This is a genomic window from Pseudideonella sakaiensis (assembly GCF_048320135.1).
Taxonomy (GTDB): Bacteria; Pseudomonadota; Gammaproteobacteria; order Burkholderiales; family Burkholderiaceae_C; genus Ideonella_A; species Ideonella_A sakaiensis_A.
Window position 1 is genome coordinate 366,437 of record NZ_CP182947.1, and the last position, 26,001, is coordinate 392,437.

Annotated in this window: 21 protein-coding genes; 13 read left to right on the forward strand and 8 right to left on the reverse strand. The window is 66.0% G+C overall.

What is annotated here, in order from left to right:
* Positions 1 to 103 precede the first annotated feature (103 nt).
* The 10 genes from ACNH6H_RS01620 (at position 104) to ACNH6H_RS01665 (ending at position 13,384) form a co-directional block, all read left to right on the forward strand.
* A complete protein-coding gene (locus ACNH6H_RS01620) occupies positions 104 to 2,224 on the forward strand; it encodes a 3-hydroxyacyl-CoA dehydrogenase NAD-binding domain-containing protein (protein ID WP_418315060.1) in 2,121 nt (706 codons plus the stop codon).
* 76 nt (positions 2,225 to 2,300) lie between these two features.
* Complete coding sequence (locus ACNH6H_RS01625) at positions 2,301 to 3,491, forward strand: acetyl-CoA C-acyltransferase (RefSeq protein WP_418315061.1); 1,191 nt, start codon at positions 2,301 to 2,303, stop codon at positions 3,489 to 3,491.
* An 11-nt stretch (positions 3,492 to 3,502) separates the two neighbouring features.
* Positions 3,503 to 4,711: an acyl-CoA dehydrogenase family protein gene (locus ACNH6H_RS01630; RefSeq protein ID WP_418315063.1), complete on the forward strand. Its 1,209-nt coding sequence runs from the start codon at positions 3,503 to 3,505 to the stop codon at positions 4,709 to 4,711.
* Between the two features lie 13 nt (positions 4,712 to 4,724).
* A complete protein-coding gene (locus tag ACNH6H_RS01635; RefSeq protein ID WP_418315064.1) occupies positions 4,725 to 5,858 on the forward strand; it encodes an acyl-CoA dehydrogenase family protein in 1,134 nt (377 codons plus the stop codon).
* An 11-nt stretch (positions 5,859 to 5,869) separates the two neighbouring features.
* Positions 5,870 to 6,619, forward strand: coding sequence for an electron transfer flavoprotein subunit beta/FixA family protein (locus ACNH6H_RS01640; protein WP_418315066.1), 750 nt, complete (start codon positions 5,870 to 5,872; stop codon positions 6,617 to 6,619).
* Positions 6,620 to 6,736: 117 nt separating this feature from the next.
* Positions 6,737 to 7,669, forward strand: coding sequence for an electron transfer flavoprotein subunit alpha/FixB family protein (locus ACNH6H_RS01645; RefSeq protein WP_418315068.1), 933 nt, complete (start codon positions 6,737 to 6,739; stop codon positions 7,667 to 7,669).
* A 40-nt stretch (positions 7,670 to 7,709) separates the two neighbouring features.
* Positions 7,710 to 8,900 carry an acyl-CoA dehydrogenase gene (locus ACNH6H_RS01650; protein WP_418315070.1) on the forward strand — a complete coding sequence of 397 codons (1,191 nt, stop codon included), beginning with the start codon at positions 7,710 to 7,712 and terminating at the stop codon, positions 8,898 to 8,900.
* Positions 8,901 to 8,932: 32 nt separating this feature from the next.
* On the forward strand, positions 8,933 to 10,621 hold the full coding sequence (locus ACNH6H_RS01655; RefSeq protein WP_418315072.1) for a long-chain fatty acid--CoA ligase: 1,689 nt from the start codon (positions 8,933 to 8,935) through the stop codon (positions 10,619 to 10,621).
* 56 nt (positions 10,622 to 10,677) lie between these two features.
* On the forward strand, positions 10,678 to 11,652 hold the full coding sequence (locus tag ACNH6H_RS01660) for a tripartite tricarboxylate transporter substrate binding protein (RefSeq protein ID WP_418315074.1): 975 nt from the start codon (positions 10,678 to 10,680) through the stop codon (positions 11,650 to 11,652).
* A gap of 163 nt (positions 11,653 to 11,815) precedes the next feature.
* A complete protein-coding gene (locus tag ACNH6H_RS01665) occupies positions 11,816 to 13,384 on the forward strand; it encodes an acetolactate synthase large subunit (RefSeq protein WP_418315076.1) in 1,569 nt (522 codons plus the stop codon).
* Positions 13,385 to 13,388: 4 nt separating this feature from the next.
* Here ACNH6H_RS01665 and ACNH6H_RS01670 read toward each other — a convergent pair whose 3' ends face one another.
* Positions 13,389 to 13,664, reverse strand: a complete 276-nt coding sequence (locus ACNH6H_RS01670; protein WP_418315077.1) for a DUF2277 domain-containing protein — start codon at positions 13,662 to 13,664, stop codon at positions 13,389 to 13,391.
* 112 nt (positions 13,665 to 13,776) lie between these two features.
* On the opposite strand from ACNH6H_RS01670, the gene ACNH6H_RS01675 reads away from it, so the two are divergent.
* Together ACNH6H_RS01675 and ACNH6H_RS01680 are read left to right on the forward strand one after the other, a co-directional pair.
* Positions 13,777 to 14,586, forward strand: coding sequence for an SDR family oxidoreductase (locus ACNH6H_RS01675; protein ID WP_418315079.1), 810 nt, complete (start codon positions 13,777 to 13,779; stop codon positions 14,584 to 14,586).
* Positions 14,579 to 16,507, forward strand: coding sequence for a glycoside hydrolase family 15 protein (locus ACNH6H_RS01680; protein WP_418315081.1), 1,929 nt, complete (start codon positions 14,579 to 14,581; stop codon positions 16,505 to 16,507). Before ACNH6H_RS01675 ends, ACNH6H_RS01680 begins: the two co-directional genes overlap by 8 nt.
* Before the next feature lie 18 nt (positions 16,508 to 16,525).
* On the opposite strand, the gene ACNH6H_RS01685 is transcribed toward ACNH6H_RS01680, so the two are convergent.
* Both ACNH6H_RS01685 and ACNH6H_RS01690 read right to left on the reverse strand, forming a co-directional pair.
* Positions 16,526 to 17,296, reverse strand: a complete 771-nt coding sequence (locus ACNH6H_RS01685; protein WP_418315083.1) for an alpha/beta hydrolase family protein — start codon at positions 17,294 to 17,296, stop codon at positions 16,526 to 16,528.
* On the reverse strand, positions 17,283 to 18,449 hold the full coding sequence (locus tag ACNH6H_RS01690; protein ID WP_418315085.1) for a DUF3182 family protein: 1,167 nt from the start codon (positions 18,447 to 18,449) through the stop codon (positions 17,283 to 17,285). Before ACNH6H_RS01690 ends, ACNH6H_RS01685 begins: the two co-directional genes overlap by 14 nt.
* A 291-nt stretch (positions 18,450 to 18,740) precedes the next feature.
* Between ACNH6H_RS01690 and ACNH6H_RS01695 the strand changes: the two genes are divergently transcribed.
* Positions 18,741 to 20,573 (forward strand): cation:proton antiporter, encoded by a 1,833-nt coding sequence (locus ACNH6H_RS01695; RefSeq protein WP_418315086.1) that lies wholly within the window; start codon positions 18,741 to 18,743, stop codon positions 20,571 to 20,573.
* Between the two features lie 12 nt (positions 20,574 to 20,585).
* Here ACNH6H_RS01695 and ACNH6H_RS01700 read toward each other — a convergent pair whose 3' ends face one another.
* The 5 genes from ACNH6H_RS01700 to ACNH6H_RS01720 all read right to left on the reverse strand — a co-directional run bounded on the left by ACNH6H_RS01700 (position 20,586) and on the right by ACNH6H_RS01720 (position 25,884).
* Complete coding sequence (locus tag ACNH6H_RS01700) at positions 20,586 to 22,238, reverse strand: acyl-CoA dehydrogenase family protein (protein ID WP_418315087.1); 1,653 nt, start codon at positions 22,236 to 22,238, stop codon at positions 20,586 to 20,588.
* 42 nt (positions 22,239 to 22,280) lie between these two features.
* Positions 22,281 to 22,982: a hypothetical protein gene (locus ACNH6H_RS01705; protein WP_418315088.1), complete on the reverse strand. Its 702-nt coding sequence runs from the start codon at positions 22,980 to 22,982 to the stop codon at positions 22,281 to 22,283.
* A 75-nt stretch (positions 22,983 to 23,057) separates the two neighbouring features.
* The gene (locus tag ACNH6H_RS01710; RefSeq protein WP_418315090.1) at positions 23,058 to 24,026 is read right to left on the reverse strand and encodes a LysR family transcriptional regulator; all 969 of its coding nucleotides are present in this window, start codon (positions 24,024 to 24,026) and stop codon (positions 23,058 to 23,060) included.
* A gap of 15 nt (positions 24,027 to 24,041) precedes the next feature.
* Complete coding sequence (locus ACNH6H_RS01715; RefSeq protein WP_418315091.1) at positions 24,042 to 25,064, reverse strand: 2-dehydropantoate 2-reductase; 1,023 nt, start codon at positions 25,062 to 25,064, stop codon at positions 24,042 to 24,044.
* 43 nt (positions 25,065 to 25,107) lie between these two features.
* Positions 25,108 to 25,884, reverse strand: coding sequence for a fumarylacetoacetate hydrolase family protein (locus ACNH6H_RS01720; RefSeq protein ID WP_418315094.1), 777 nt, complete (start codon positions 25,882 to 25,884; stop codon positions 25,108 to 25,110).
* Positions 25,885 to 26,001: the final 117 nt, after the last annotated feature.

The following is a 26,001-nucleotide window of genomic DNA, read 5'->3' on the forward strand; positions in this document are numbered from 1 at the left end:
CTATGTCAAACATTCTTTGACACTATGTCAATCATCAAAGGAATTGTCAAAACGGCTAGCACGGACAACAATGACCCATCGACGAAACATCAATGGAGATTGCATGGCCCAGGACACCGATTTCGCACCCGTCAGCTCGCGCCTGCTCGGCAAGGTACTGCTCGTCAGCATCGACAACCCGCCGGTCAACGCACTCGGCGTCGACGTGCGCCGTGGTCTGGTCGATGCGATCGCTGCGGCGCAGGTCGATCCGGCTGTCGGCGCGGTGCTGATCGTCGGTGCCGGCCGCAATTTCATTGCCGGTGCTGACATCCGCGAATTCGGCAAGCCGCCGCTGCAACCGGTGCTGCCAGACGTCTGCAACCGCATCGAGGCGAGCGACAAGCCGGTGATCGCTGCGCTGCACGGCGCCGCACTTGGCGGCGGTCTCGAAGTCGCGCTGGCCGCGCACTATCGGCTGGCGATGAACGGCGTCAAGCTCGGCCTGCCCGAAGTTCAGCTCGGCCTGTTGCCCGGCGCCGGCGGCACGCAGCGCACGCCGCGCCTGATCGGCGCCGCGGCTGCACTCGAGATGATGCTGAGCGGACGCCAGATCGGCGCGAAGGAAGCGCTGTCGCTCGGCCTGGTCGACCGGATCGGCCGCAGCGACGACATCCTCGCCGAAGGCCTGGCCTATGCGCAGGAACTGCTCGCCGCCGGCGCACCGGTGCGCCGCACCCGCGATGCGAAGGGCTTGGCCGATGTCAAAACGAGTCGCGCCGCGATCGACACAGCGCGCCCCGACGTCGCCGCGAAGAGCCGCGGCCTGTTTTCACCGGGCAAGATCGTCGAAGCGGTCGAGGCTGCGCTCGACCAGGCGTTCGACGAGGGCCTGCGCATCGAGCGCGCGGCCTTCCTGCAATGCATCGACAGCCCGCAACGCGCCGGGCTGATCCACGCCTTCTTCGCCGAACGCGAAGTCGTGAAGGTTCCGGAAGCGAAGGCGGCGCAGCCGCGTCCGCTGGCCTCGGCCGGCGTGATCGGTGGCGGCACGATGGGCGCCGGCATCGCGATCGCGATGCTCGATGCGGGCATGACGGTGACGATGGTCGAGCGCGACGAAGAGAGCCTGGCCCGCGGCCGTGCCAACGTCGAGAAGGTCTACGACAGCCTGGTGACAAAAGGCCGCTTGAGCGCCGAAGCGAAAGACAAGGTGATGGCGCGTTTCAACGGCGCCGTCGGCTACGACACGCTCGGCAGCGTCGACATCGTCATCGAGGCGGTGTTCGAGGACATGGCGGTGAAGAAGGCGGTCTTCGCCGAACTCGACCGTGTCTGCAAACCCGGCGCGGTACTGGCCACCAACACCTCGTACCTCGACATCGACGAGATCGCTGCCAGCATCTCGCGGCCGCAGGATGTGGTCGGCCTGCACTTCTTCTCGCCGGCCCACATCATGAAGCTGCTCGAGATCGTCGTGCCGAAGCAGGTGGCGGCCGATGTGGTCGCGACCGGCTTCGAGCTGGCGAAGAAGCTGCGCAAGGTCGCGGTGCGCGCCGGCGTCTGCGACGGCTTCATCGGCAACCGCATCCTGGCGGTCTATCGCCAGGCGGCCGACCACATGATGGAGGACGGCGCTTCGCCGTACCAGATCGACGAGGCGCTGCGCGAATTCGGTTATCCGATGGGGCCGTTCCAGGTCGCCGACCTGGCCGGCGGCGACATCGGCTGGGCCACCCGCAAGCGCCGTGCGCCGACCCGCGATCCGCGCGCCCGCTACGTCGAAATCGCCGACCGGATCTGCGAACGCGGCTGGTTCGGCCAGAAGACCGGTCGCGGCTACTACGTCTATCCCAAGGGTCCGCGCAGCGGCGCACCCGATCCCGAGGTGCTTGCGATCGTCGATGCGGAGCGCCAGCGCGCAGGCATCACGCCGCGCAGCTTCGACAACGACGAGATCGTGCGCAGGTATCTTGCCGCGATGATCAATGAAGGTGCGAACGTCGTGCACGAGGGCATCGCATTGCGGCCGCTCGACGTCGACGTGACCTTCATCGCCGGATACGGTTTCCCGCGCCATCGCGGCGGCCCGATGAAATATGCCGACATGGTCGGCCTGCCCAAGGTGCTGGCCGATATCCGCGAGTTTGCGAAGCAGGACCCGATCTTCTGGCAGCCGTCGCCGCTGCTGGTCGAGCTCGTCGAACGTGGCCAGGATTTCGACAGCCTGAACAAGGCCGCCTGAACAAGGCCATCCCTTTCCTCGGCGCCCGCCCAGACAGGCGGGTCGCCGGACCTCACTTTCAACCAGGAGATTCGCGATGCGCGAAGCCGTGATCGTCTCGACCGCCCGTACCCCGCTGACCAAGGCGCACCGTGGCGAATTCAACATCACCCCGGGCCCGACGCTGGCCGCGTTTGCGGTGAAAGCCGCGGTTGAGCGTTCGGGCATCGACCCGGCACTGATCGAGGATGCGATCCTCGGCTGCGGTTATCCGGAAGGCACGACCGGCCGCAACGTCGCCCGCCAGGCGATCGTCCGCGCCGGGCTGCCGATCAGCATCGCCGGCACGACGGTGAACCGCTTCTGCGCCTCCGGCCTGCAGGCGATCGCGATCGCCGCCGGGCGCATCGTCGTCGACGGCGCGCCGGCGATGATTGCCGGTGGTGTCGAAAGCATCTCGCAGATCCGTGGCCGCAGCGCCGCCGACGGTGGCGACATCACGCTCGACCCGTGGATCGTCGAACACAAGCCCGAGCTGTATCTGTCGATGATCGAGACCGCCGACATCGTCGCCTCGCGCTACGGCATCAGCCGAGAAGCGCAGGACCGCTTCTCGGCCGAAAGCCAGCGCAAGACCGAGGCCGCGCAGGAAGCAGGACGCTACCGCGACGAGATCGTCTCGGTGACGACGACGATGGCGGTGACCGACAAGGAAACCAAGGCAGTGACGACGCGCAGCGCAACGGTCGACGTCGACACCTGCAACCGCCGCGGCACGACCTACGAGGCGCTGGCCAAGCTGCAGCCGGTCAACGGAGCCGACAAGTACGTCACCGCCGGCAATGCCTCGCAGCTGTCCGACGGCGCATCGGCCTGCGTGATGGTCGAGGCGGCCGAGGCCGAACGGCTCGGACTGAAACCTCTCGGCGCCTTCCGCGGCATGGCGGTCGCCGGCTGCGAGCCCGACGAAATGGGCATCGGTCCGGTCTTCGCGGTGCCGAAGCTGCTGGCCCGACATGGCCTGAAGGTCGACGACATCGGTCTGTGGGAGCTGAACGAGGCCTTTGCATCACAGGCCATCTACTGCCAGCAGCGCCTGGGCATTCCGGATGAGCGGCTCAACGTCAACGGCGGAGCGATCTCGATCGGCCATCCGTTCGGCATGACCGGTTCGCGGCTGGCCGGCCATGTGCTGATCGAAGGGCGCCGCCGCGGCGCGAAATATGCCGTCGTGACGATGTGCATTGCCGGTGGCATGGGCGCTGCCGGCCTGTTCGAGATCTATTGAGGAGCCGCAGCATGGACCTGAACTTCAGCCGTGAAGAAGAAGCCTTTCGCACCGAGGTGCGCGAGTTCCTGGCCGCCAACTTGCCGCAGCGGCTTGCCGACAAGGTGCGCAACGGCAAGCACCTCGCGAAGGCCGACATGGAGGAATGGCACGCCATCCTGAACGAGCGCGGCTGGCTGGCCAATCACTGGCCCGAGCAGTACGGCGGCCCCGGCTGGAGCGCGGTGCAGAAATTCATCTTCGAGAACGAATGTGCCCTCGCGTTTGCGCCGCGCATCGTGCCGTTCGGCGTCAACATGCTCGGCCCGGTGCTGATCAAATACGGCAACGAGGAACAGAAACAGTATTGGCTGCCGCGCATTCTCGACGGCTCCGACTGGTGGTGCCAGGGCTACTCGGAGCCGGGTGCCGGCTCCGACCTCGCCTCGGTGAAGACCACCGCGGTGCGCGGCAGCGACGCGCAAGGCGAGCACTACCTCGTCAATGGCCAGAAGACCTGGACCACGCTCGGCCAGCACGCCAACATGATCTTCTGCCTGGTTCGCACCAACCGCGAGGCGAAGAAGCAGCAGGGCATCAGCTTCCTGCTGGTCGACATGAATTCGCCCGGCGTCGAGGTGCGGCCGATCATCACGCTCGACGGCGAGCATGAGGTCAACGAGGTCTTCTTCACCGATGTGCGGGTGCCGGCCGAGAATCTGGTCGGCGAGGAGAACATGGGCTGGACCTGTGCCAAATACCTGCTGACCTACGAGCGCACCAACATCGCCGGCGTCGGCTTTTCGGTGGCCGCGTTCGAGAGGCTGAAGAAGGCGGCGGCCAAGGTGAAGAAGAATGGCCGGCCGCTGTCCGAGGATCCGTATTTCGCAGCGCGGATGGCGCGCGTCGAGATCGAGCTCGAGAACATGAAGACGACGAATCTGCGTGTCATCGCGGCGGTCGCCGGCGGTGGTGTACCGGGGGCGGAAAGTTCGATGCTGAAGATCCGCGGCACCGAGATCCGGCAGGAAATCTCGTCGCTGCTGCGCCGTGCGATGGGGCCTTATGCACAGCCCTTTATCGCCGAGGCACTGGAAGATGGCTTCGACGGCGACGCGGTGGGCCCGGCCGAGGCGGCCAGCGCTGCGACGCAGTATTTCAACAACCGCAAGCTGTCGATCTTCGGCGGCTCCAACGAAATCCAGAGGAACATCATCTCGAAGATGATCCTCGGGCTGTGAAGAGGAGAACAGCATGAACTTCCAGCACACCGATGACCGCCGCATGCTGGCCGACAGCCTGAACCGCTTCGTCGCCAAGCAATATGGTTTCGAGACCCGCGACCGGATCGCCCGCTCGCCTGAAGGATGCAGCGCCGATCTGTGGCGCCAGTTCGCCGAGCTCGGCGTGATCGGCGCGTTGTTCAGCGAGGAAGACGGCGGCTTCGCAGGCGGCGGATTCGATATCGCGGTGGTGTTCGAGGCGCTCGGCCGCGGCCTGGTCGTCGAACCCTTCCTCGGCACGATGCTCGCCGGCAGCGCGATCGCCTTCGCCGGCAGCCCGCAGCAGAAGGAATTGCTGGCCGACGTGATCGGCGGCACGCAGATCGCGGCATTCGCACACGGTGAACCCGAAGCACACCATGCGCTCGACCATGTGCAGACGAAGGCAAATCTGGTCGACGGGCAGTGGCGGCTCGATGGCGTCAAGGCCGTGGTCCAGCATGCCGAGCAGGCGGACTTTTTCGTGGTGTCGGCCCGCACCTCCGGCGCGGTCGACGACGCTGCCGGCATCTCGCTGTTCCTGCTGCCGGCCGGCACGGCCGGCGTGTCGCTGCGCGGTTATCCGACCATCGACGGCGGCCGCGCTGCGGAACTCACGCTGCAAGGCGTCACGCTCGGCGCCGATGCGCTGATCGGTTCCGAAGGCGAGGCCGGCGCGACGATCGAATACAGCATCGGCAAGGGCGTGCTGGCCTTGTGCGCCGAGGCCGTCGGTGCGATGGATGTGGCCAAGGACGCCACGCTCGACTACCTGCGCACCCGCAAGCAGTTCGGCGTGGCCATCGGCAACTTCCAGGCGCTGCAGCACCGCATGGCCGACCTGCTGCTGGAAATCGAGCAGGCCCGATCGGCGGTGATCAACGCTGCCGCCGCCATCGACGCCGACCGCACGACCCGCGAACGCGCATTGTCCGCGGCCAAGCTGACGATCGGTCGCATCGGCGCACTGGTTGCCGAGGAGTGCGTGCAGCTGCACGGCGGCATCGGCATGACCTGGGAACTGCCGCTGCCGCATTATGCGAAGCGCCTAGTGATGATCGATCATCAACTCGGCGACGAAGACCACCACCTGGCACGATTCATCGCGCTCGGACGCAACGACTGAAAGGATTCATCATGAAGATACTGGTTCCCGTCAAGCGGGTCGTCGACTACAACGTCAAGGTACGCGTCAAGAGCGACGGCAGCGGTGTCGACATCGCCAACGTCAAGATGAGCATGAACCCGTTCGACGAGATCGCGATCGAGGAGGCGGTCCGCCTGCGCGAAAAGGGTGTCGCGACCGAGGTGATCGCGGTGTCGTGCGGCGTCACGCAGTGCCAGGAGACGCTGCGCACCGCGATGGCGATCGGCGCCGACCGGGCGATCCTGGTCGAGACGACCGAGGAATTGCAGCCGCTGGCGGTGGCCAAGCTGCTGAAGGCGCTGGTCGACAAGGAAAAGCCCGAGTTGGTGATCCTCGGCAAGCAGGCGATCGACGACGATGCCAACCAGACCGGGCAGATGCTCGCCGCGCTGGCCGGGCTGCCGCAGGCGACGTTCGCATCGAAGATCGAGGTCGCCGACGGCCATGCCAGCGTCACCCGCGAGATCGACGGCGGCCTGGAAACCGTGAAGATCAAGCTGCCGGCGGTGGTGACCACCGACCTGCGGCTGAACGAGCCGCGTTATGTGACGCTGCCGAACATCATGAAGGCGAAGAAGAAGCCGCTCGAGAACATCAAGCCGGCCGATCTGGGTGTGGACATCAAGAGCCACCTGAAGACGCTGAAGGTCAGCGAGCCGCCGAAGCGCAGCGCCGGCATCAAGGTGCCCGATGTCGCGACGCTGGTCGACAAGCTGAAGAACGAAGCGAAGGTGATCTGACCTCGACCGAATTTGTGGGAGGGGCTTCAGCCCCGATTGGCGGCCATGCCACCAACCCGAATCGGGGCTGAAGCCCCTCCCACAGAAAACCATGCGCCAATTGACAGGAAAACCGACATGACCGCTCTCGTAGTAGCCGAACACGACAACCAGTCGATCAAGGGATCGACGCTGAATACCGTCACCGCCGCCGTCGAGTGCGGCAAGGAAGTGCACGTGCTGGTCGCCGGCTCGAATGCCGGCGACGCCGCGACGGCCGCGGCGCAGATCGCCGGCGTCAGCAAGGTGCTGCATGCCGACGGCGAGCAGCTGGCGCACGGCCTGGCCGAAAACGTCGCCGCGCAGGTGATGGCGGTGGCGAAGAACTACACGCACATCCTGTTCCCGGCGACGGCCGCCGGCAAGAATGTCGCGCCACGGGTTGCCGCGCTGCTCGACGTCGGCCAGGTCTCGGACATCATCCGGGTCGAATCGGAAGATACTTTCGACCGGCCGATCTATGCCGGCAATGCAATCGCAACGGTGCAGAGCATCGATCCGATCAAGGTGATCACGGTGCGTACGACCGGCTTCGATGCAGCTGCGGCAAGCGGCGGCTCGGCGAGCGTCGAGCAGGTCGATGCGGCCGGTGATTCGGGGCTGTCGAGTTTTGTCGGCGCCGAGATCGCGAAGAGCGACCGACCCGAACTGACCGCCGCGAAGATCATCGTCTCCGGTGGCCGCGCGATGGGCAGCAGCGAAAAATTCGACGAGGTGCTGACGCCGCTGGCCGACAAGCTCGGCGCTGCGCTCGGCGCCAGCCGCGCAGCGGTCGATGCCGGTTATGCGCCGAACGACTGGCAGGTCGGCCAGACCGGCAAGATCGTCGCGCCGGAGCTGTACATCGCCTGCGGGATTTCCGGCGCGATCCAGCACCTGGCCGGCATGAAGGACAGCAAGGTGATCGTCGCGATCAACAAGGACGCCGAAGCGCCGATCTTCAGCGTCGCCGACTACGGGCTCGAGGCCGACCTGTTCAATGCGGTGCCCGAACTCGTTGCGGCGCTTTGAAGCGCACACTGCAACACGCAAACCACATCAGGAGACCGAGATGACATCCAACACCAAAGCCCGCTTCAACTGGGAAGACCCGTTTCTGCTCGATGCGCAACTGACCGACGAAGAGCGCATGGTGCGCGAAGCCGCCGCCGCCTATTGCCAGGACCGGCTTGCGCCGCGCGTGATCCAGGCCTTCCGCAACCACAGCACCGACCCGTCGATCTTCCGCGAGATGGGGGACCTCGGCCTGCTTGGCCCGACCATTCCGGAGCAATACGGCGGCCCGGGGCTGAATTACGTCGCCTACGGCCTGATCGCGCGCGAGGTCGAGCGTGTCGACTCGGGCTACCGCTCGATGATGAGCGTGCAGTCTTCGCTGGTGATGGTGCCGATCTTCGAATTCGGCAACGAGGCGACGAAGCAGAAATACCTGCCGAAGCTCGCCACCGGCGAATGGATCGGCTGCTTCGGCCTGACCGAACCCGACCATGGCTCCGACCCAGGCAGCATGGTCACGCGCGCCCGCAAGGTGGCCGGCGGCTACAGCCTGACCGGCAACAAGATGTGGATCAGCAATTCGCCGATCGCCGATGTATTCGTGATCTGGGCCAAGGACGACGAAGGCCAGATCCGCGGCTTCGTGCTCGACAAGGGCGCGAAGGGTTTGTCGGCACCGGTGATCGAAGGCAAGGTCGGGCTGTGCGCGAGCATCACCGGCGAGGTCGTGATGGACAACGTCTTCTGTCCGGAGGAAAACGCCTTCCCCGAAGTGCGCGGCCTGAAAGGCCCGTTCACCTGCCTGAACAGCGCCCGCTACGGCATCGCCTGGGGCGCACTCGGCGCCGCCGAGGACTGCTACCAGCGCGCCCGGCAGTATGTGCTCGACCGCAAGCAGTTCGGCCGGCCGCTGGCCGCGAACCAGCTGGTGCAGAAGAAGCTGGCCGACATGCTGACCGAGATCACGCTCGGGCTGCAGGGCTGCCTGCGGCTCGGCCGGATGCGCGAGGAAGGCTCGGCCGCGGTCGAACTGACATCGATCGTCAAGCGCAACTCCTGCGGCAAGTCGCTCGACATCGCCCGCCTGGCGCGCGACATGATGGGCGGCAACGGCATCTCCGACGAATTCGGCGTCGCCCGGCATCTGGTCAATCTCGAGGTGGTCAACACCTACGAAGGAACCCACGACGTGCATGCGCTGATTCTCGGCCGCGCGATCACCGGCATCGCCGCATTCTCGTCCTGAGCGGCGCGACCAGCCCCATCCCGGAGACCGTCATGGCCACATCCATCCGACCGCACTTCCGGCATTGGCCGCCGCTGGTTCCCCGTCATCTGACGCTGCCGCAGACCAACGTCTTCCACAATGCCGAGGTCTCGGCGGCGCGTTATCCGGACAAGCCCTTCATCGTCTTCTACGACACGGCGATCAGCTTCGCGGAGTTCAAGAGCGAAGCCGAGCAACTGGCCGGATTCCTGCAGCAGGAATGCGGCATCAAGGCCGGCGACCGCGTGCTGCTGTGCATGCAGAACAGCCCGCAATGGGTGCTTGCCTTCTACGCGATCCTGCGCGCCAATGCGGTGGTGGTGCCGGTCAATCCGATGAACCGCACCGACGAGCTGCGTCACTACATCGACGATTGTTCGGCGACGACGGCCTTCGTCGCACAGGACTTGTTGCCGCAGTTGTTGCCGCTGCTGCGTCCGGCGAGCGGCGGCGGTCTGCAGCACTGTGTGGTCGCGACCTACAGCGACCATCTGACGGCGCCGACCGACCTGCGGGTGCCGGACTTCGTCGCCGCAGCGCGCGAGGTGCCGCAAATGCCGGGTGTGACCGCATGGCGCGATGCGCTGGCCAGCAAACTGCAACCCGGCCCGCTGACGGCCGGCCCCGACGACCCCTGCGTGATGCCCTATACCTCGGGCACGACCGGCGCGCCGAAGGGCTGCGTGCACACCCACCGCAGCGTGATGAGCACGCTGGTCGGTGGCACCGCCTGGTTCTCGCGCACCCAGGATGCGGTGTATCTGTCGGCGCTGCCGTTTTTCCACGTCACCGGCATGTCGGGCAGCATGAACGGCCCGATGTACATCGGTGCGACGGTCGTCATCCTGCCGCGCTGGGACCGCGAGGCCGCGGCAATGTGCATCGAGCGCCATGGCGTCACCACCTGGCAGACGATCACCGCGATGCTGGTCGATTTCCTCGCCCTGCCGGACCTGTCGAGCCGCGACCTGTCGAGCCTGCAGGTAATCCGCGGCGGCGGCGCGGCAATGCCCGAGGCGGTGGCGCGGCGGCTGCAGGACCTGGTCGGACTGCCCTATGTCGAGGGTTACGGCATGTCCGAGACGATGGCCGCGACGCACCTGAACCCGCCCCACCGGCCGAAGCCGCAATGCCTCGGCATCCCGCTGTTCGACGTCGATGCGCGCGTCATCGATCCCGACACGCTGCGTGAGTTGCCGACCGGCGAGAGCGGCGAAGTCGTCGTCAACGGGCCGCAGGTGATGACGGCTTACTGGAACAACCCCGAGGCGACGAAGTCCAGCTTCATCGAGATCGACGGCAAGCGCTTCCTGCGCACCGGTGACCTCGCCTTCGTCGACGAAGACGGCTATTTCTTCATGACCGACCGCCTGAAGCGGATGATCAATGCGTCGGGCTACAAGGTCTGGCCAGCAGAAGTCGAGGCGCTGATGTACCGGCACCCGGCGATCCAGGAGGCCTGCGTCATCGCAGCGGCCGACGAGCGGCGCGGCGAGACGGTGAAGGCACTCGTCGTACTGCGCGAAGGGCATCAGGTCAGCGAGCAGCAGATCATCGACTGGGCCCATGAACACATGGCCGCCTACAAGAGCCCGCGCATCGTGAAGATCGTCGATTCGCTGCCGAAGTCCGGCACCGGCAAGGTGATGTGGCGCGAATTGCAGGAGCAGGAGAATCAGGCCGCTGCCGCGTCCCGCTGACGGCGGTCTGCAAAGAATTTTTTCAACCCGGCCCGTCGGGCCACCAGGAGATAGTGATGAGCAACAAGACCTTTTCACGCCGCGTTCTGCTGGCCGGCTGCGCAGCGGCGCTGCTGGCACCGCTGGCGGCCCACAGCCAGAGTTTTCCGACCAAGCCGATCACGCTGATCGTGCCGTGGCCGGCCGGCGGCTCGACCGACCGCCACATGCGCACGCTGGCCGAAATCGCCGGCAAGCACCTCGGCCAGAACGTCATCATCGAAAACAAGCCGGGCGCCGGCGGCACGCTCGGCCCGGGCCAGATGGGCCTGACCGCGAAGCCCGACGGCTACACGATCACCCAGTTCCCGATGGGCATGCTGCGCCTGCCGCACATGCAGAAGACGCAGTGGAACCCGCTGACCGACTTCACCTACATCATCGGCGTCTCCGGCTATACCTTCGGCTTCACGGTGCGCGCCGACTCGCCGTACAAGACCTTCAACGACTACATCGAGGCGGCACGCAAGGCACCCGGCAAGATCGACTACGGCTCGACCGGCAACGGCACCAGCCCGCATCTGCTGATGGAAGAGCTGTCGGATCAGGCCAAGGTGCAGCTGAACCACATCCCGTTCAAGGGCAATGCCGACCTGCAGCAGGCACTGCTCGGCGGCCACGTGATGGCGCAGAGCGATGCGACCGGCTGGGACAAGTTCGTCGACGGCGGCCAGATGCGCCTGCTGCTGACTTTCGGCGAACAGCGCACCAAGCGCTGGCCGAATGTGCCGACCGCGAAGGAACTCGGCTACGGCGTCGTGTCGCAGTCGCCTTATGGTCTGGTCGGACCGAAGGGCATGGACCCGGCGGTGGTCAAGACGCTGCACGACGCCTTCAAGAAGGCGATGGAAGATCCCAAGCACCTGGAGGTGCTCGAGCAGCTGAACCAGGCCAGCTGGTACCGCACAGGTGACGAATATGCGAAATGGGCTGCCGCTCAGTTCGTCAAGGACAAGGTGATGATCGAGAAGCTCGGCCTGGCCGGCAAATAAGCGAAATGGCCAGTGCCGGCCAGCGGTCGACACGTCGTCGCGGCCGGCCTTGCCTGATTCTCCGCAGAGGCGCGGCGCCATGGCGCCGCCCTCCCTGCCCTCCCCGCCCAGCCGCCGCGTCGCAGCGTGCGAAACTGGGCTTTTGCTCCTGGACCTCCGAGCCATGAATCCTGAAAGCCGCAACGGCAACGGCGCCGACAGCCTGGTCAAGACACTGGTCGCGAACGGCGTCGACGTCTGCTTCACGAACCCCGGCACGTCTGAGATGCACTTCGTCTCGGCGCTCGACCGCATCGACGGCATGCGCTGCGTGCTCGGCCTGTTCGAAGGTGTCGTCGCCGGTGCGGCCGATGGTTATTACCGGATCGCCGACAAGCCGGCATCGACGCTGCTGCACCTCGGCCCGGGGCTGGCGAATGGTCTGGCCAATCTGCACAACGCGAAGAAGGCCGGCTCCGGCATCGTCAACATCGTCGGCGAACATGCTTCGTACCATCTCGAATGCAATGCGCCGCTGACCACCGACATCGAGGCGATCGCGACGCCGATGTCGCACTGGGTCAGGACATCACACAGCGCCGCCGATGTCGCACGCGATGGCGCCGCCGCGATCACCGAGGCGCGGCAGCCGCCGGGGCGCATCGCGACGCTGGTGCTGCCGGCCGATACCGCATGGAACGACGGCGCCGCGGTCGCTCAAGCGGAAGCGCCGGCGGCACGCCGCGCCCCCGAAACGGCCTCGGTCGCCGATGCGGCCCGCGCGCTGACCCGCGGCCACCCGGCCGCGCTGCTGCTCGGCGATATCGCGGTGCGCGAGGAAGCGCTGCTGCTGGCCGGACGGATTGCCGCAAAAACCGGTTGCCGCATCCTGTCCGAATATGCGCTGGCAAGGCTGCAGCGCGGTGCCGGTCGGGTAACGACCGAACGGATCCCGTATGCGGTCGATCCGGCGCTGGCGATGCTGAAGGATGTCGGCGAGCTGGTGCTGGTCGGCGCCCGCGTGCCGGTTGCATTTTTTGCCTACCCCGGCAAACCGGGCGTGTTGACCGCGCCCGGCTGCCAGGTGACGACACTCGCCGCGTCCGGTGACGAGCAGCTCGCCGCGCTGCAGGCACTGGCCGAGCACCTCGGCGCAACGTCGACGCGGCCAGCCCACCTCGCGCGGCTCGATCGGCCGGGCCTGCCGAGCGGCGCGATCACACCCGAAGGCATTGCCGCGGTACTCGCTGCGCTGCTGCCGGAGCATGCAATCGTCGTCGACGAATCGATCACGACCGGGCGTGGCTTCAATCCGGCGATGAGCGCGGCCGCGCCGCACGACTGGCTGAACATCGTCGGTGGTTCGATCGGCTGGGGCCTGCCGGCGGCCACCGGCGCCGCAATCGCAGCACCCGAGCGCACGGTGATCGCGCTGGAAGGCGACGGCAGCGCGATGTACACGCTGCAGGCCTTGTGGACAATGGCGCGCGAAAGCCTCAATGTGAAGGTGCTGGTCTTCGCGAACCGCCGCTACCGCATCCTGCAGGGCGAACTGGCCAATGTCGGCGCCGGCACCCCCGGGCGCAAGGCCGACGACATGCTGAGCCTCGATCGCCCGGCCCTCGACTGGGTGTCGCTGGCGCGTGGCCATGGCGTCGACGGGCAACGCGCCGATGACCTCGACGGGCTGGCCAAATGCCTGTCGCGGGCGCTGGCGGCGCCCGGGCCCAGCCTGATCGAAGTGGTGATCTGATCGCCTAGCGCGGCGCGCTGAAACGCGCCAGCGAACGCGCCTTCGCCCGCGCCGCCTCAACCTCACGGTTGCGCGGTTCGGCACTCGTCACCAGTTCGTCGATCAGCTCACGTGCGGCGTCGGCCACCTGCTGCACCGCGCGGTCGAAGGCCGCCTGGTTTGCCTTTGACGGGACATTGAAACCGCTCAGCTTGCGGACGAACTGCAGCGAGGCATCGCGGATCTCGAACTCGGTGGCCGGCGGATTGAAATTGAACAGCGTCCGGATATTCCTGCACATGGTCTGAAGGTCGTTGGATCGATCGAGAGGCGGCGCCGTCGTTCCGATCCTGCAGGAGACAGCGCGGCCGAGTCCGGGTATGGTAGGACACGGTGCCGCAACAGGAGCGAGGATGAAGCAAACCCATCGGATGCTCGATCAGCAGGTCGCCATCGTCACCGGCGCGACCTCTGGCATCGGCCGCGGCGTTGCCAAGGCGCTGACCGCAGCCGGCGCGACCGTCGCGATCAACCACCGTGGTCATTCCGACGACGCGCAGCAGCTGGTCGACGAGATCGAGTCCGCCGGCGGCTCGGCACTGGCGCTGCAGGCTGATGTCGCGATCGAGGCCGATGTCGTGCGGATGTTCGACGAGTTGATCGATCGCCAGGGCCGGGTCGACATCCTGGTCGCCAATGCCGGTGTGCAGCGCGACGCGCCGTTTGCCGAGATGGAACTGAAACAGTGGCAGGCGGTGATCGACATCAACCTGACCGGCCAGTTTCTCTGCTGCCGCGAGGCGGTGCGCCGCTTTCTGCGCCAGCCACCGTCGCCGCACTCGAAAGCGGCCGGCAAGATCATCAACATGAGCTCGGTTCACGAGCTGATTCCGTGGGCCGGCCATGTCAACTATGCCGCGTCGAAGGGCGGCATCATGCAGCTGATGAAAAGCCTCGCGCAGGAGGTGGCCGAGAAGCGGATCCGCGTCAACGGCATCGCGCCGGGCGCGATCAAGACGCCGATCAACGAGGAGGCCTGGGACGACGAGGAAGCGCTGCAAAAGCTGCTGACGCTGATCCCGTATGGCCGCATCGGCGAGGTCGAGGACATCGCCCGCGCTGCGGTCTGGCTGGCCTCCGACGATTCCGACTATGTCACCGGCACGACGCTGTTCGTCGACGGCGGCATGAGCCTTTATCCGGCGTTTCGCGACAATGGCTAGACCGGCTGCACCGCGTTACCGGCCGATCAGGGACCAGGCGTTGATCGGCGACTGCCACGGTTCGGCGCTGGTCGATCGCGACGGCACGATCGCCTGGGCTACGCTGCACCGCTTCGACGCCGATCCGGTCTTTTTTTCGCTGCTCGATGCAAAGCGCGGCGGCCACTGGACGATCCGGCCGCGTGGCGACTACAAGGCCAGCCGAGCCTACCTGCGCGGTACCAACATGTTGCGCACGGTCTTCGAGACGGCAGGTGGCAGCGTCGCGGTGACCGATTACATGCCGGTCGGCCGGCAGCTGTCGGCCAGCCTGTTCGATTATGTGCACCTGAATGCGCCGGGCTGGATCGTGCGCCGCATCGACGGCCTCGACGGCGAGGTCACCCTCGACGTCGACTACAAATGCTCGCGCGATTTTGGCCGCTCGCCGGTCGAGCTGATCGGCGGCGACGGCGCGTTGCGCGCCGGCATCGAGATGCCGACGCTGTATGCGCAGGTCGATTTCAGCGTCGACGGCGACCGTGCTCAGGGCCGGCTCGAGGTCCGCGGCGGCGAGCGCCATGAACTGGTGCTGGCCGACAACATGGTCGAAGGCCAGTGGCCGACGACACGCTGTGCCGAATTTTTCGACGTCACGCGCGCGTTCTGGGAGGAGTGGATCGATTTCTGTCGCTACCAGGGGCCGCACGAGGAAGCGGTACGGCGCAGCGCGCTGGTGCTGAAGCTGATGACCTATGCGCCGACCGGCGCGATGGTCGCCGCCCCGACGACCTCGCTGCCGGAGGAAATCGGCGGCGAACGCAACTGGGATTACCGCTTCTGCTGGGTCCGCGACGCCTCGTTTGCGCTGTATGCGCTCGCGGTTCTCGGCTACAGCGGCGAGGCACGATGTTTCCACGACTTTTTGCTGCACGCCGCCAAGCGCTCGTTGCCGTATGTGCGGCCGATGTACGGCATCGGCGGCGAACTCAGGCTCGACGAAATCGACTACCACGAGCTCGACGGCTATGCCGGCAGCCGCCCGGTGCGCAGCGGCAATGGCGCCTATCTGCAGTTGCAGATCGATGTCTATGGTCAGATGCTCGACCTGGCGCACCTGTACTGCGCGCTCGGCGGCCAGTTGACCGATCAGTACCGGCGGCTGCTCGATGCGGTGGCCGCCTTCATCGCGGCGCATTGGGGTGAGCCCGATCAGGGGCTGTGGGAGATGCGCGGCGAGGCCCGCCACCACGTCCACGGCAAGCTGATGAGCTGGACCGGCATGGACCGCGCGGCACGGCTGCTCGGCCCGCAGTGGAAACCGGTCGCCGACGAAATCGCCGCGCAGATCCGCGGCCATGTGCAGCAGCCGGGCAACGGCTGGCTGCGCCAGGCCTACGACGGCGGCGCCGATGCCGCGGTGCTGCTCGCGCCGATGCTCGGTTTCGAGTTGCCGGCGGGCAGCCTCGAACGCACGATCGACGAAGTCGTTGCGGCACTCGCCGACGGCGACTTCGTCGCCCGCTACGACAGCGAGGACGGGCTGGCCGGTGGCGAAGGCGCCTTCCTGGTCTGCAGTTCATGGCTTGCCGATGCCGAACTTGCCGCCGGGCGCATCGACCGCGGCCGCGAGATCATCGAGCGGCTGCTCGCCTGTGCCAACGATGTCGGCCTGTATGCCGAAGAGGTCGACCCATCCGACAATGCCTTCCTTGGCAATTTTCCGCAGGCGTTGACCCACCTCGGGCTGATCGGCAACCTGGCAAACCTGCAGATGGCAGAACGCGACGGCCCGGCCGCATTGCGCGGCACCTATGCCGACCGTGCGACACGCGCAGTTACCGCGACCTTCGGCTGGCGCGCGGTGCTGGCGTCGATGTGGCAGCTGCGCCGGGTCGGCCGCATCGTGTCGTCATCACGGTCGAAAATGGCTTGGCCCTAGCAGCGTGCGGCGCCGCGCTCAGCGGCGCTTCGCAGCGGCCGCCGCCTGGTCGGCCGCGCGAGCGTCCTGCACCATCTCGGTCATCCAGTGGACCAGCAGCCGGGTATAGGCCTCGTCCATGCCTTGTTCGGACAAGCCGTGGTCGGCGCCGGCCATCAGCCGGTAGGTCAGCGACCGCGCCTGCGCACAGGCGACCCGGTAGTTCTCGATCACCTGGTGCGGCACCATCGAATCGTGCTCCGACTCGACCAGCAACACATCGCCACGAAAGGCCGCGCAGGCGCGCAGTGCACGATTGGTCGCCGGGTCGACGACGCTGTTGCGGTAGGCCACCAGATCCGACCGCACCAAGCTGGTTTTCGGCACCAGCCAATCCTCGTCGCGGTACAGCGCAGGCACCCGCAACGACAGCCAGCGCACCGGCCGCAACGAGGTCAGGATGGCCGCCAGATACCCGCCATAACTGCTGCCGACGATCGCGATCGCGGTCGGGTCGACAGCCGGATGGCCGACCAGCACATCGTAGGCGGCGAGCACGTCGCGCAGGTTGTCCTCGCGGGTCACCGTCGAGCGCATCACCTCGTGCCGGACGTGGCCACGCAGGTCGAAGGTCAGGCAGATGCAGCCGAGGGCGGCGATCGCGTGGGCACGGTTGATATATTGCTGCTGGCCGCCGTCCCATCCGTGGACCAGCATGACACCGGGCACCATGCGGTCCGGCCCGACCAGCGTGCCGGCGATCTGCTGATCACCGACGGGTATATCGATCGGATTGTCACGTGTGGCCATCGACCTCGACGACTGCAAACTTGCTCAACATGCCGACGATCGGATCCTCGCCGGCGAAAAAGACCGCCGCACCTTCCGGCAGCTCGACATCCGAACCATACACCTCGTGGCCGGCGACCCGGATCGACCGGCAAGCGGGGTCGGCCGCAAAATGTTCGAGTGCAAGCACCTCGGCGCCGCTGGCGCCGCCGAGCCGCCACGACTGCTCGAGTACGCCGGATCGCCAGTGGCCGTTGGCGTCGCGCCCGCGCGCGATGTCGTAGTTGATCCGCGACAGGATCATTCCCGGGAAGCAACTCAACGCGGCCTCGTGGTAACGCCGCGCCTGCGCGACGGCAAGCCGCACCTCGACCGGCAGCGCCGTCGCGAGCAGTGTCTCGAAGCCGCCGCGAACCACCTGCAGCGTCGAGCCGCCATAAACCGTCTCGCCGCGGTTGTCGGTCGTTGTCCGCTGCGAGCCGTGGTAGGTCGCGACGAGATCGCCGACGATCACCTGGCCGACGCTGAAGGTCGTCACCTCTTCGAGGTTGCGCTCGAGCACGACGCCATTGGCTGCCATCTCGTCCGGGTCGAAGGCTTCGAGCGCAAAGCGCAGTTCGGTGCAGTCGCGCACGACCTGCTGGCCGCGGCCACCGGTTGCGTGGACCTGCTTCACCCGCACCGGCCCGCCCTTCAGCAACAGGTTGCCGGCGAGAAAGGCATCCTCGAGCACAAAAGCCGTCCAGCCCTCGTGCACCGCATCGGTCACCTGCAGCGGAAAACGGTTGCTCCATCCGGCAGGAGCCGGTGACCCGGCGCCGAGCAACGGATGGGTGATCGCCTTGCTCGCGACGAAGGCAAACGGCACGACGCCGCCGAACAAGTCGTCCGGGCTGCGGATATCGAGCCGGCGCGCATCGAGTTCGCCAACGACGGTGTCGTTCGGCACCAGGTAGTTGGAGCCCTGCGGCAACGACCGGGCGTCGCAGCTGCCGCCGAAATCAAAGCCCTTCAGCCGCGCCAGCCGGCGCGCGATCTCGACACGGGTCGCGCGTTCGTGCAGGCACGCAAAGTCGTTGTCGGCATGGCTGTAGGCCAGCACGACGCCGCGTGGCGGCGTTTCCGCAAGATTTTCGCCGGTGGGCCAGAGGGCCTGGGTCTGGATGTCGAGCATCGAAAAACTCCTGTTCTTCGCCCGATTACAGGCCCGCCGATGGCCGCAGTCTGTCGGACGGCGACCCACCACGGCGTCGGCAAAGCCGAGGCTGCGGGGTCGCTTGCCGCGAGCTGCCCGCAAGCCGCCGCAGGGGTCCGCGATCGCTGTTCGGACAGGCGACAATTCGCCAATGGCACCAACGCACCGCATTTCCCTGATTGATCCGGTTACACATTGGCCGCTTTGCCGGAAGCTTTCACGCAACCCGCTGAGCCAGCCGGCTGCGGGAGGCTGCCGCCAGGCCACCGCATGACGCCGATGCATACGGCAACGCTGCTGCTGGTCGTGCTGGCGGCCGGTCTGATCAGCCAGTGGGTGGCCTGGCGGATCAGGCTGCCGGCGATCGTCGTGCTGATCACCGCCGGCATCCTGCTCGGCCCGGCGACCGGCGTGATCGAAATCGGGATGGCGCAGAGCGAATTGACCGAGATGATCGGCTTCGGCGTTGCGATCATCCTGTTCGAAGGCGGCATGGACCTGAAACTCGGCGAGTTCAAGCGCGTCGGCCATGGTGTCGGCAGGCTGACACTGGTTGCGCCGCCGATCGCCTGGCTGCTCGGCAGCCTCGCGGCGCACTACCTCGGTGGGCTCAGCTGGCCGGTCTCGATGGTGCTCGGCGCAATCCTCGTCGTCACCGGCCCGACCGTGATCCTGCCGCTGCTGCGCCAGGCGAAATTGAACAAGGAATCGGCCTCGCTGCTGAAGTGGGAAGGCATCGTCAACGACCCGGTCGGCGTGCTGCTCGCGGTGCTGACCTTCCAGTACCTGACGATCGGCGGCGGCATCAGCAAGACCTTGCTCGGCGTCGCGGCGGCGATCGCCGCTGCCGCGGTCTTCGGTGGTCTCGGCGGCTGGCTGATCGGCAAGCTGTACCAGCGCGGAGGCGTTCCCGAACACCTGAAACCGCCGCTGCTGATGGTGATGGTGCTGATCGTCTACTGGGCCAGCAACCTGGTCCAGCATGAGGCCGGTCTGCTCAGCGTCACGCTGATGGGCATGGTGATCGGCAACATGCACCTGGTCGAACGCGAGTCGCTGCAGCGCTTCAAGGAAAACCTGACCGTCGTGCTGCTGTCGGTGCTGTTCATCATCATCCCGTCGCAGTTGCAGGCAAGCCAGCTCGACCTGCTCGACTGGCGCACGCTCGCCTTCGTGTTCGCGGTGCTGCTGCTGGTGCGGCCGCTGACGATTGCGCTGGCGACGATCGGCGCGCCGATGCGCGGCGGCGACAAGATCCTGCTCGGCTGGGTCGCGCCGCGCGGGATCGTCGCGGCGGCCACCGCCGGCATCTTCGGACCGGCGCTGGTCGCGGCCGGTTATCCGGATGCCGAAAGGCTGCTGCCGATCACCTTCGCGGTGATCATCGCCACCGTGCTGGCCCATGGATTGACGATGGGTCGGCTCGGCCGCCACCTCGGGCTCGCGGCGCGCAGCGACAACGGCGTGTTGTTTGTCGGCTCGTCGCCGTGGACGGTGGCATTTGCGCGCGTGCTGAAACGGCTCGATATCGACGTGCTGATCGTCGATGGCGTCTACAGCCGGCTGAAGGAAGCGCGGATGGACAACCTGCCCGTCTATTACGGCGAGATCCTGTCCGACCATGCCGAACATACGCTGGAGGCGCAGCACCTGAACCACCTGTTGTGCGGCACCGTCAACGACTTCTACAACGCGCTGGTCTGCAAGGCGCAGGGACGCCGCTACGGCAACCACCGCAGTTTCCAGTTTGCCACCCACAAATCCTCGGGCCAGCAACTGAACCAGCTGACGCTGCAGCAGCGCGGCTATTTTGCGTTCAGCGAGGATGCAACCTACGAATTCCTGCACGAGCGGCTGAACGAAGGCTGGCTGGTGCAGACCACGAAGCTGACCAAGTCCTATGGCTGGAGCGAGTTCTCGAGCCGCGGCGGTGAACAGGGCAAGGACTGGCTGCTGCTCGGTGGCGTCTCGCCGACCGGCATGATCCGCCTCTACTCGCCGGAGCAGAAATTCAAGCTCGAGGCCGGCTGGACAGCGATCTATTTCGGACCGGAATCGACGGGCCGCGAAGCAAAACCGGCCGAGGCCAGCGAGGCCGGCTGAGCAGCCGCCGCATCACTGCGGGAAAGCGCGCGCCAGCAGCGCGGCGATATCGACCGCGTGCAGATCGCAGCCGCCGACCACCCTGCCCCAGCCGGCCGCGCCGATGCGGCTGGCGATGAAGGCGTCGGCGACCGGCGCCGGTGCACTGCGGCGCAGCAGCGCGGCCTGCACGACCAGCACCAGCCGCTGCGCGAGCAGCCGCGCGACCGCCTCGAGCTGATCCGGCGGCAGCTTCAGCATGCCGCGCAGCGAATCGATTTCGCTGCGCAGCACCGCATCATCGGCCGCCGCCTGCTCGAGGTCGGCGAGCAGATCGAACATCGCATCCGGATCCCGGGCAAAGGCGCGGATCAGGTCGAGGCACATCACGTTGCCCGAGCCCTCCCAGATTGAATTGACCGGCGCCTCGCGAAACAGCCTCGCCATCACGCCGGGCTCGACATAACCGTTGCCGCCGAAGGTCTCCATCGCCTCGCCGACCAGTTCGACCGCCCGTTTGCAGACCCAGAATTTGGCCGCTGGCGTGACGATGCGCTTCCAGACCCGCTCGCGCGGATCGTCGTCGCGCTCGAAGGCGGCGGCCAGCCGCATCGTCAGCACCAGCGCTGCTTCGCTTTCCAGCGCCAGATCGGCGAGCACCGCGCGCATCAGCGGCTGCTCGGCCAATACCTTGCCGAAGGCCTTGCGCTGGCGGGTATAGGCCAGCGACTGCACCAGCGCCTGTCGGATGAAGGCGGCGCTGCTCATCACGCAGGCCAGCCGCGTGTGGTTGGCCATCTCGATGATCGTCGGGATGCCGCGGCCCGGCTCACCAATCAGCATGCCCAGCGCATCGTCGAATTCGACCTCGCTGCTCGAATTGCTGCAGTTGCCGAGCTTGTTCTTCAGGCGCTGGATGCGCACCGGATTCCTGCTGTCGTCGGGCCGCCAGCGCGGCACGAAGAAGCACGATGGCCCGGCATCGTCGAATTGTGCGACGACCAGATGGGCATCACACATCGGCGCCGAGAAAAACCATTTGTGGCCGCGGATCAGGTACTCGGCACCGCGGCCGCCGGCACCGACCGGGCGCGCCGTCGTCGTATTGGCGCGCACGTCGGAGCCGCCCTGCTTCTCGGTCATGCCCATGCCGATGCAGATCGACCGCTTGTCGTGCATCGGCAGGTCACGCGCGTCGTGATCATCGCTGTACAGCTTGTCGCCGATGGCCTGCCACAGGCCCTTTTCGCGCTGCAGCAGCGGGATCGCGGCCCAGGTCATCGTCGAGGGGCAACTGGTACCCGACTCGACCTGGCAATGCAGGTAGAAGCCGGCGATATCGGCAATCCAGCGGCCCGGCCGCTGGTCGCGGAACGGCAACGCGATCCAGCCGGCGCCACGCAACTTCGTCATCAACGAATGCCATGCCGGATGGAACTCGACGTGGTCGATGCGGCGGCCACGGCGGTCGTACACCTCGAGTTCGGGAAGATGGCGGTTCGCCAGTTCGGCCTCGTGGAAGGACTCGGCACTGCCGATCTCACCGCCGTAGGCTTCGAGCGCCGGCAGCGCCCACGACGCATCGGCCGCCGTCACTGCAGCGACGAGTGCCTGGTCGGTGGCAAACAGGTTGTAGCCGGTCAGCTCGTCGTACTGGTTGAATACCTCATGCGTGTGCATGACCATCGCGGCCTCCGATCGAATGTTCGGAGACAAAGTCTAGACCGATCACCCACTCCAGTCGGCCGAGAAACTGGCAGGCACGAATGCCGGCATGCCTGCACCGGCCCCGATCTCAACCGAAAGGCGATCGGTCGGGTCCACCGGCGGCCGCCATTGGCCACAAACCCGGTCCCACGCTCCGCCGACCTTGGGTTGATTCGATCCTTCGACATAGACTTCGGTTTCGACATAGATCCATGCCTCGGGCTCATACCTCAGCAGCATGTCGAAACTGTGGTTATAGGTCTCCGTTGTACGGAGCGGACCGAGAAACGGAGACCATTTCGCCTTCTTGGCCTTGTCCTCGTCCTTGTTCTCGGGGTCGGGCTGGTATTTCGGGTCCGGAAACACCTTGGTCCATTCGGCCGTTCCGTTGGCGCGGATCCAGTCGATGTCGATCAGCCTGGCGAATTTGTCGGGCTCCCGTTGCAGCTCGAATCTGTAGGCGACGGTCACCACCTTCACGACATTCAGCTCCGACTTTCCGGTGTTCTCCAAGTTGACCTGGAAAGCCCGTTGGCATCCTCCAGTTGCAGGAGTCGCAGCTCTGAGGTGGCTGTTCAGCCTGACGTTCTGCGCGAGCAACGGCCCTTCGGTCCAGACGAATGTCTGGTAAGTCCAGACGCCCGCGACGAGCACCGCGAAGATCTGCACACCCCTCCAAATCCACTCCAGGATCTGCAGGACGGAATCCTTTCCTTCAGCCATGGTCTGTGCACCGGTCGTTGTGCGAAAACCATGGTACGCCTTCGAACCGCCGCTGTCGCGCGTCAGCGCCCGGGCTCAGGCGCGCGCCTTGCTCGCCGACGGCGTCGGCAGGCCGCTCCGGACGGGTTCAACCGCCATCATCTGCTCGATCAGCCCCGGCCCCTCGGCAAGCAGAAATTCCTTGAACGCCTTCGCGACCGGCGGCAGGCGCTTTTGCCGCTGGTGCACGACATACCAGTTCAGCATCAGCGGAAATCCCTTGACGTCGAGGATAGCCAGGCTGCCGGTCTGCAACTCCTTGCTGATCGTATGCGCCGACAGGAAGCCGATGCCCATGCCGGCCATCACCGCCTGCTTGATCGTCTCGGTGCTGGTGATTTCCATCGTGATGTTCAGCTTGTCGAACGAGGAACCGAATCCTTCGTGCATCGATTCGCGGGTATCCGAACCCTTCTCGCGGACCACGAATGGTTCGCGGACAACCAGCGCCATCGGGATCTCGCGCCGCCCGACCAGCGGGTGGCCGGGTGCGGCGACGATCACATATGGATGCGGTGCAAACGCTTCGCTGAGCATGTCCGGCTGGTGCGGCGGCCTGACCATGATCGCCAGATCGGCGAGATTGGCCGCCAGGTGCTCGAGCAGATCCTTGCGGTTGTGGACCGTGAAATTGAGCTCGACGCCTTGATGGCGGCCGATGAATTCGACCAGCAGCCGTGGAAAAAAATAGTCGCCGGCGCTGATCACCGCGACATTGAGCTTGCCGCCGGAAATCCCCTTGAACTGCGTCATCGCCGCTTCGGCGAGGCCGAACTGCTCGATGATGTTGCGGCTGATCGTCAGCAGTTCGGCGCCGGCTGGCGTCAGGTAGATCTTCTTGCCGAACTGCTCGAACAACGGCAGGCCGGCATGGTCCTCGAGCTTGCGGATCTGCGTCGACACCGCCGGCTGCGTCAGGTGCAGCTCCTCGGCGGCGCGCGAAAAACTCAGGTGCCGGGCGACCGCCTCGAACACCTTCAATTGACGCAGCGTCGCGTGTTTCACGACCGCTGCGTTGCCTCAGGCCGCTGCCGGCAAGGACTGCAGTCGAACATGTCCACGTTGCTCCTCCATGCTGCGGGCCAGCAATTTGACCAGAGCATACGTCGTGTCGATGTGCGGCGTCGGTGTCTTCGTCAGCCGGCCGAGCTCGGCCACCGATCCGACCAGCGCATCGATCTCCGGATCACGGCCGGCTTCGATGTCCTGCAGCATCGAGGTCTTGTGCTTGCCGACCTTCTCGGCACCGGCAATCCGCTTTTCCAGCGTCACGCGGAATTCGATGCCGAGCTTGGTTGCGACGGCCTGCGCCTCGCGCATCATCTCGGCGGCGAGCTGGCGCGTCAGGTCGAACTGGCAGATGTCGACCAGCGTCGCATGGCTCAGGCAGCTGATCGGATTGAAGGTCAGGTTGCCCCACAACTTGAGCCAGATCTCGGCGCGGATATCGTCGAGCACCGGCGCCTTGAAGCCGGCGTTGGTAAAACACGCAGCGATGCGCTGCACGCGTTCTGACGAACTGCCGTCGAGTTCGCCGAGCGGAAAGCGGTCGCCTTCGATGTGGCGGATGACGCCGGGCTCGAGCAGTTCGGAGGCCGGATAGACGACGCAGCCGATCACCCGCTCGGCCGGAATCAGCCGGCCGACGATGCCGGTCGGGTCGACGCTGTGCACCTGGGTGCCCTGCAGTTCCGGTCCGCCATGTCGATGGAAATACCAGTACGGGATGCCGTTCTGCATCGTCACGACCGCGGTCTCGGGGCCGAACAGCTTGGCAATCTCCGGCGCGACGGCCTCGACCTGGTGCGCCTTCAGCGCGAGGATCACGAGGTCCTGCGGGCCCGCTTCGGCATAGTCGCTGGTCGCACGTACATTGGTCGCGACCTGCTCGCTGCCGTCGGCAAGAACGAGTTTGATGCCGTTCTTGCGGATTGCCGCCAGGTTGGCGCCGCGCACGATGAAGCTCACGTCCTCGCCGGCCAACGCGAGCTTGACGCCCACGTAGCCGCCGATCGCTCCGGCGCCGATGATTGCCACTTTCATGATGAACTCTCCGTTGATGTGAATTCCTTGCTGCGCACGGGCTTCAGCCGAAGCGGTTGCGCAATGTGCCGATGCCGTCGATCTGCACCGCGACATCGCTGTCGGGCTTCATCGCGCCGACGCCGATCGAGGTTCCGCAGAGGATCACGTCGCCGGGGTACAGCGTCATGTCGGCAGAGATCAGGCTGACCAGTTGCTGCACCGAAAAGCGCATGTCGCTGATCGGATAGTTCTGGCGCTCCGCGCCGTTCAGGATCGTCTTGACGACGAGCGTCGTCGCATCGAGGCCGGTCGCGATCGCCGGGCCGATCGGGCAGAAGGTGTCGAAGCCTTTCGCCCTGACCCATTGCGTGAAGGAGGCATCGCGATTCAGGATGTCGGCCACCGTGACGTCGTTGGCGCAGGTGTAGCCGAATACATGGTCCATCGCCTCGTCTTCGGAGACGCCGCTGGCGGTGCGGCCGATGACGATGCCGAGTTCACCTTCGTAGACGACCTTGCCTTCGCAGCGCGGCTTGCGGATCAGGTCGCCGGGATTGGCGAACGAGTTCGGCGCCTTCAGCAGGTACAGCGGCTCGGCCGGCACCGCGAGCTTCAGCTTCTCGCCGAGTGCGGCAAAGTTGTTCCACAACGCGATCACCTTGCTCGGCTGGCATGGCATCAGCAGCCGCACCGCATCGATGGCGACGCTGCTGCCGGTGGCCACCGGCTCGGCAAACATGTCGCCGCTGTGCACCTCGATGAGGTCGCCAACCAGCTGACCGAATCCGATCGTGCCGGCCTGCTCGAACCTCACCCACTGTCGAATCTGCTTGTCCACGTTGTATTCCTTCTGGTCCGGGCGGAGCCGTTGCGCGAGCTTGCGGTGCCGGCTTCGCGGATCGCCGCAACGGGCGGCAGACGGCGCGATGGCGGCGGCGACAAACCCATTGTTGGC

Coding starts and splice junctions, on each gene's coding strand:
- ACNH6H_RS01695 (WP_418315086.1), top strand. CDS start 18,741: ATGACGCCGATGCATACGGCAACGCTGCTGCTGGTCGTGCTGGCGGCC.
- ACNH6H_RS01650 (WP_418315070.1), top strand. CDS start 7,710: ATGACATCCAACACCAAAGCCCGCTTCAACTGGGAAGACCCGTTTCTG.
- ACNH6H_RS01705 (WP_418315088.1), bottom strand. CDS start 22,982: ATGGCTGAAGGAAAGGATTCCGTCCTGCAGATCCTGGAGTGGATTTGG.
- ACNH6H_RS01675 (WP_418315079.1), top strand. CDS start 13,777: ATGAAGCAAACCCATCGGATGCTCGATCAGCAGGTCGCCATCGTCACC.
- ACNH6H_RS01670 (WP_418315077.1), bottom strand. CDS start 13,664: ATGTGCAGGAATATCCGGACGCTGTTCAATTTCAATCCGCCGGCCACC.
- ACNH6H_RS01700 (WP_418315087.1), bottom strand. CDS start 22,238: ATGGTCATGCACACGCATGAGGTATTCAACCAGTACGACGAGCTGACC.
- ACNH6H_RS01655 (WP_418315072.1), top strand. CDS start 8,933: ATGGCCACATCCATCCGACCGCACTTCCGGCATTGGCCGCCGCTGGTT.
- ACNH6H_RS01660 (WP_418315074.1), top strand. CDS start 10,678: ATGAGCAACAAGACCTTTTCACGCCGCGTTCTGCTGGCCGGCTGCGCA.
- ACNH6H_RS01715 (WP_418315091.1), bottom strand. CDS start 25,064: ATGAAAGTGGCAATCATCGGCGCCGGAGCGATCGGCGGCTACGTGGGC.
- ACNH6H_RS01690 (WP_418315085.1), bottom strand. CDS start 18,449: ATGCTCGACATCCAGACCCAGGCCCTCTGGCCCACCGGCGAAAATCTT.
- ACNH6H_RS01645 (WP_418315068.1), top strand. CDS start 6,737: ATGACCGCTCTCGTAGTAGCCGAACACGACAACCAGTCGATCAAGGGA.
- ACNH6H_RS01685 (WP_418315083.1), bottom strand. CDS start 17,296: ATGGCCACACGTGACAATCCGATCGATATACCCGTCGGTGATCAGCAG.
- ACNH6H_RS01625 (WP_418315061.1), top strand. CDS start 2,301: ATGCGCGAAGCCGTGATCGTCTCGACCGCCCGTACCCCGCTGACCAAG.
- ACNH6H_RS01640 (WP_418315066.1), top strand. CDS start 5,870: ATGAAGATACTGGTTCCCGTCAAGCGGGTCGTCGACTACAACGTCAAG.
- ACNH6H_RS01630 (WP_418315063.1), top strand. CDS start 3,503: ATGGACCTGAACTTCAGCCGTGAAGAAGAAGCCTTTCGCACCGAGGTG.
- ACNH6H_RS01620 (WP_418315060.1), top strand. CDS start 104: ATGGCCCAGGACACCGATTTCGCACCCGTCAGCTCGCGCCTGCTCGGC.
- ACNH6H_RS01635 (WP_418315064.1), top strand. CDS start 4,725: ATGAACTTCCAGCACACCGATGACCGCCGCATGCTGGCCGACAGCCTG.
- ACNH6H_RS01680 (WP_418315081.1), top strand. CDS start 14,579: ATGGCTAGACCGGCTGCACCGCGTTACCGGCCGATCAGGGACCAGGCG.
- ACNH6H_RS01665 (WP_418315076.1), top strand. CDS start 11,816: ATGAATCCTGAAAGCCGCAACGGCAACGGCGCCGACAGCCTGGTCAAG.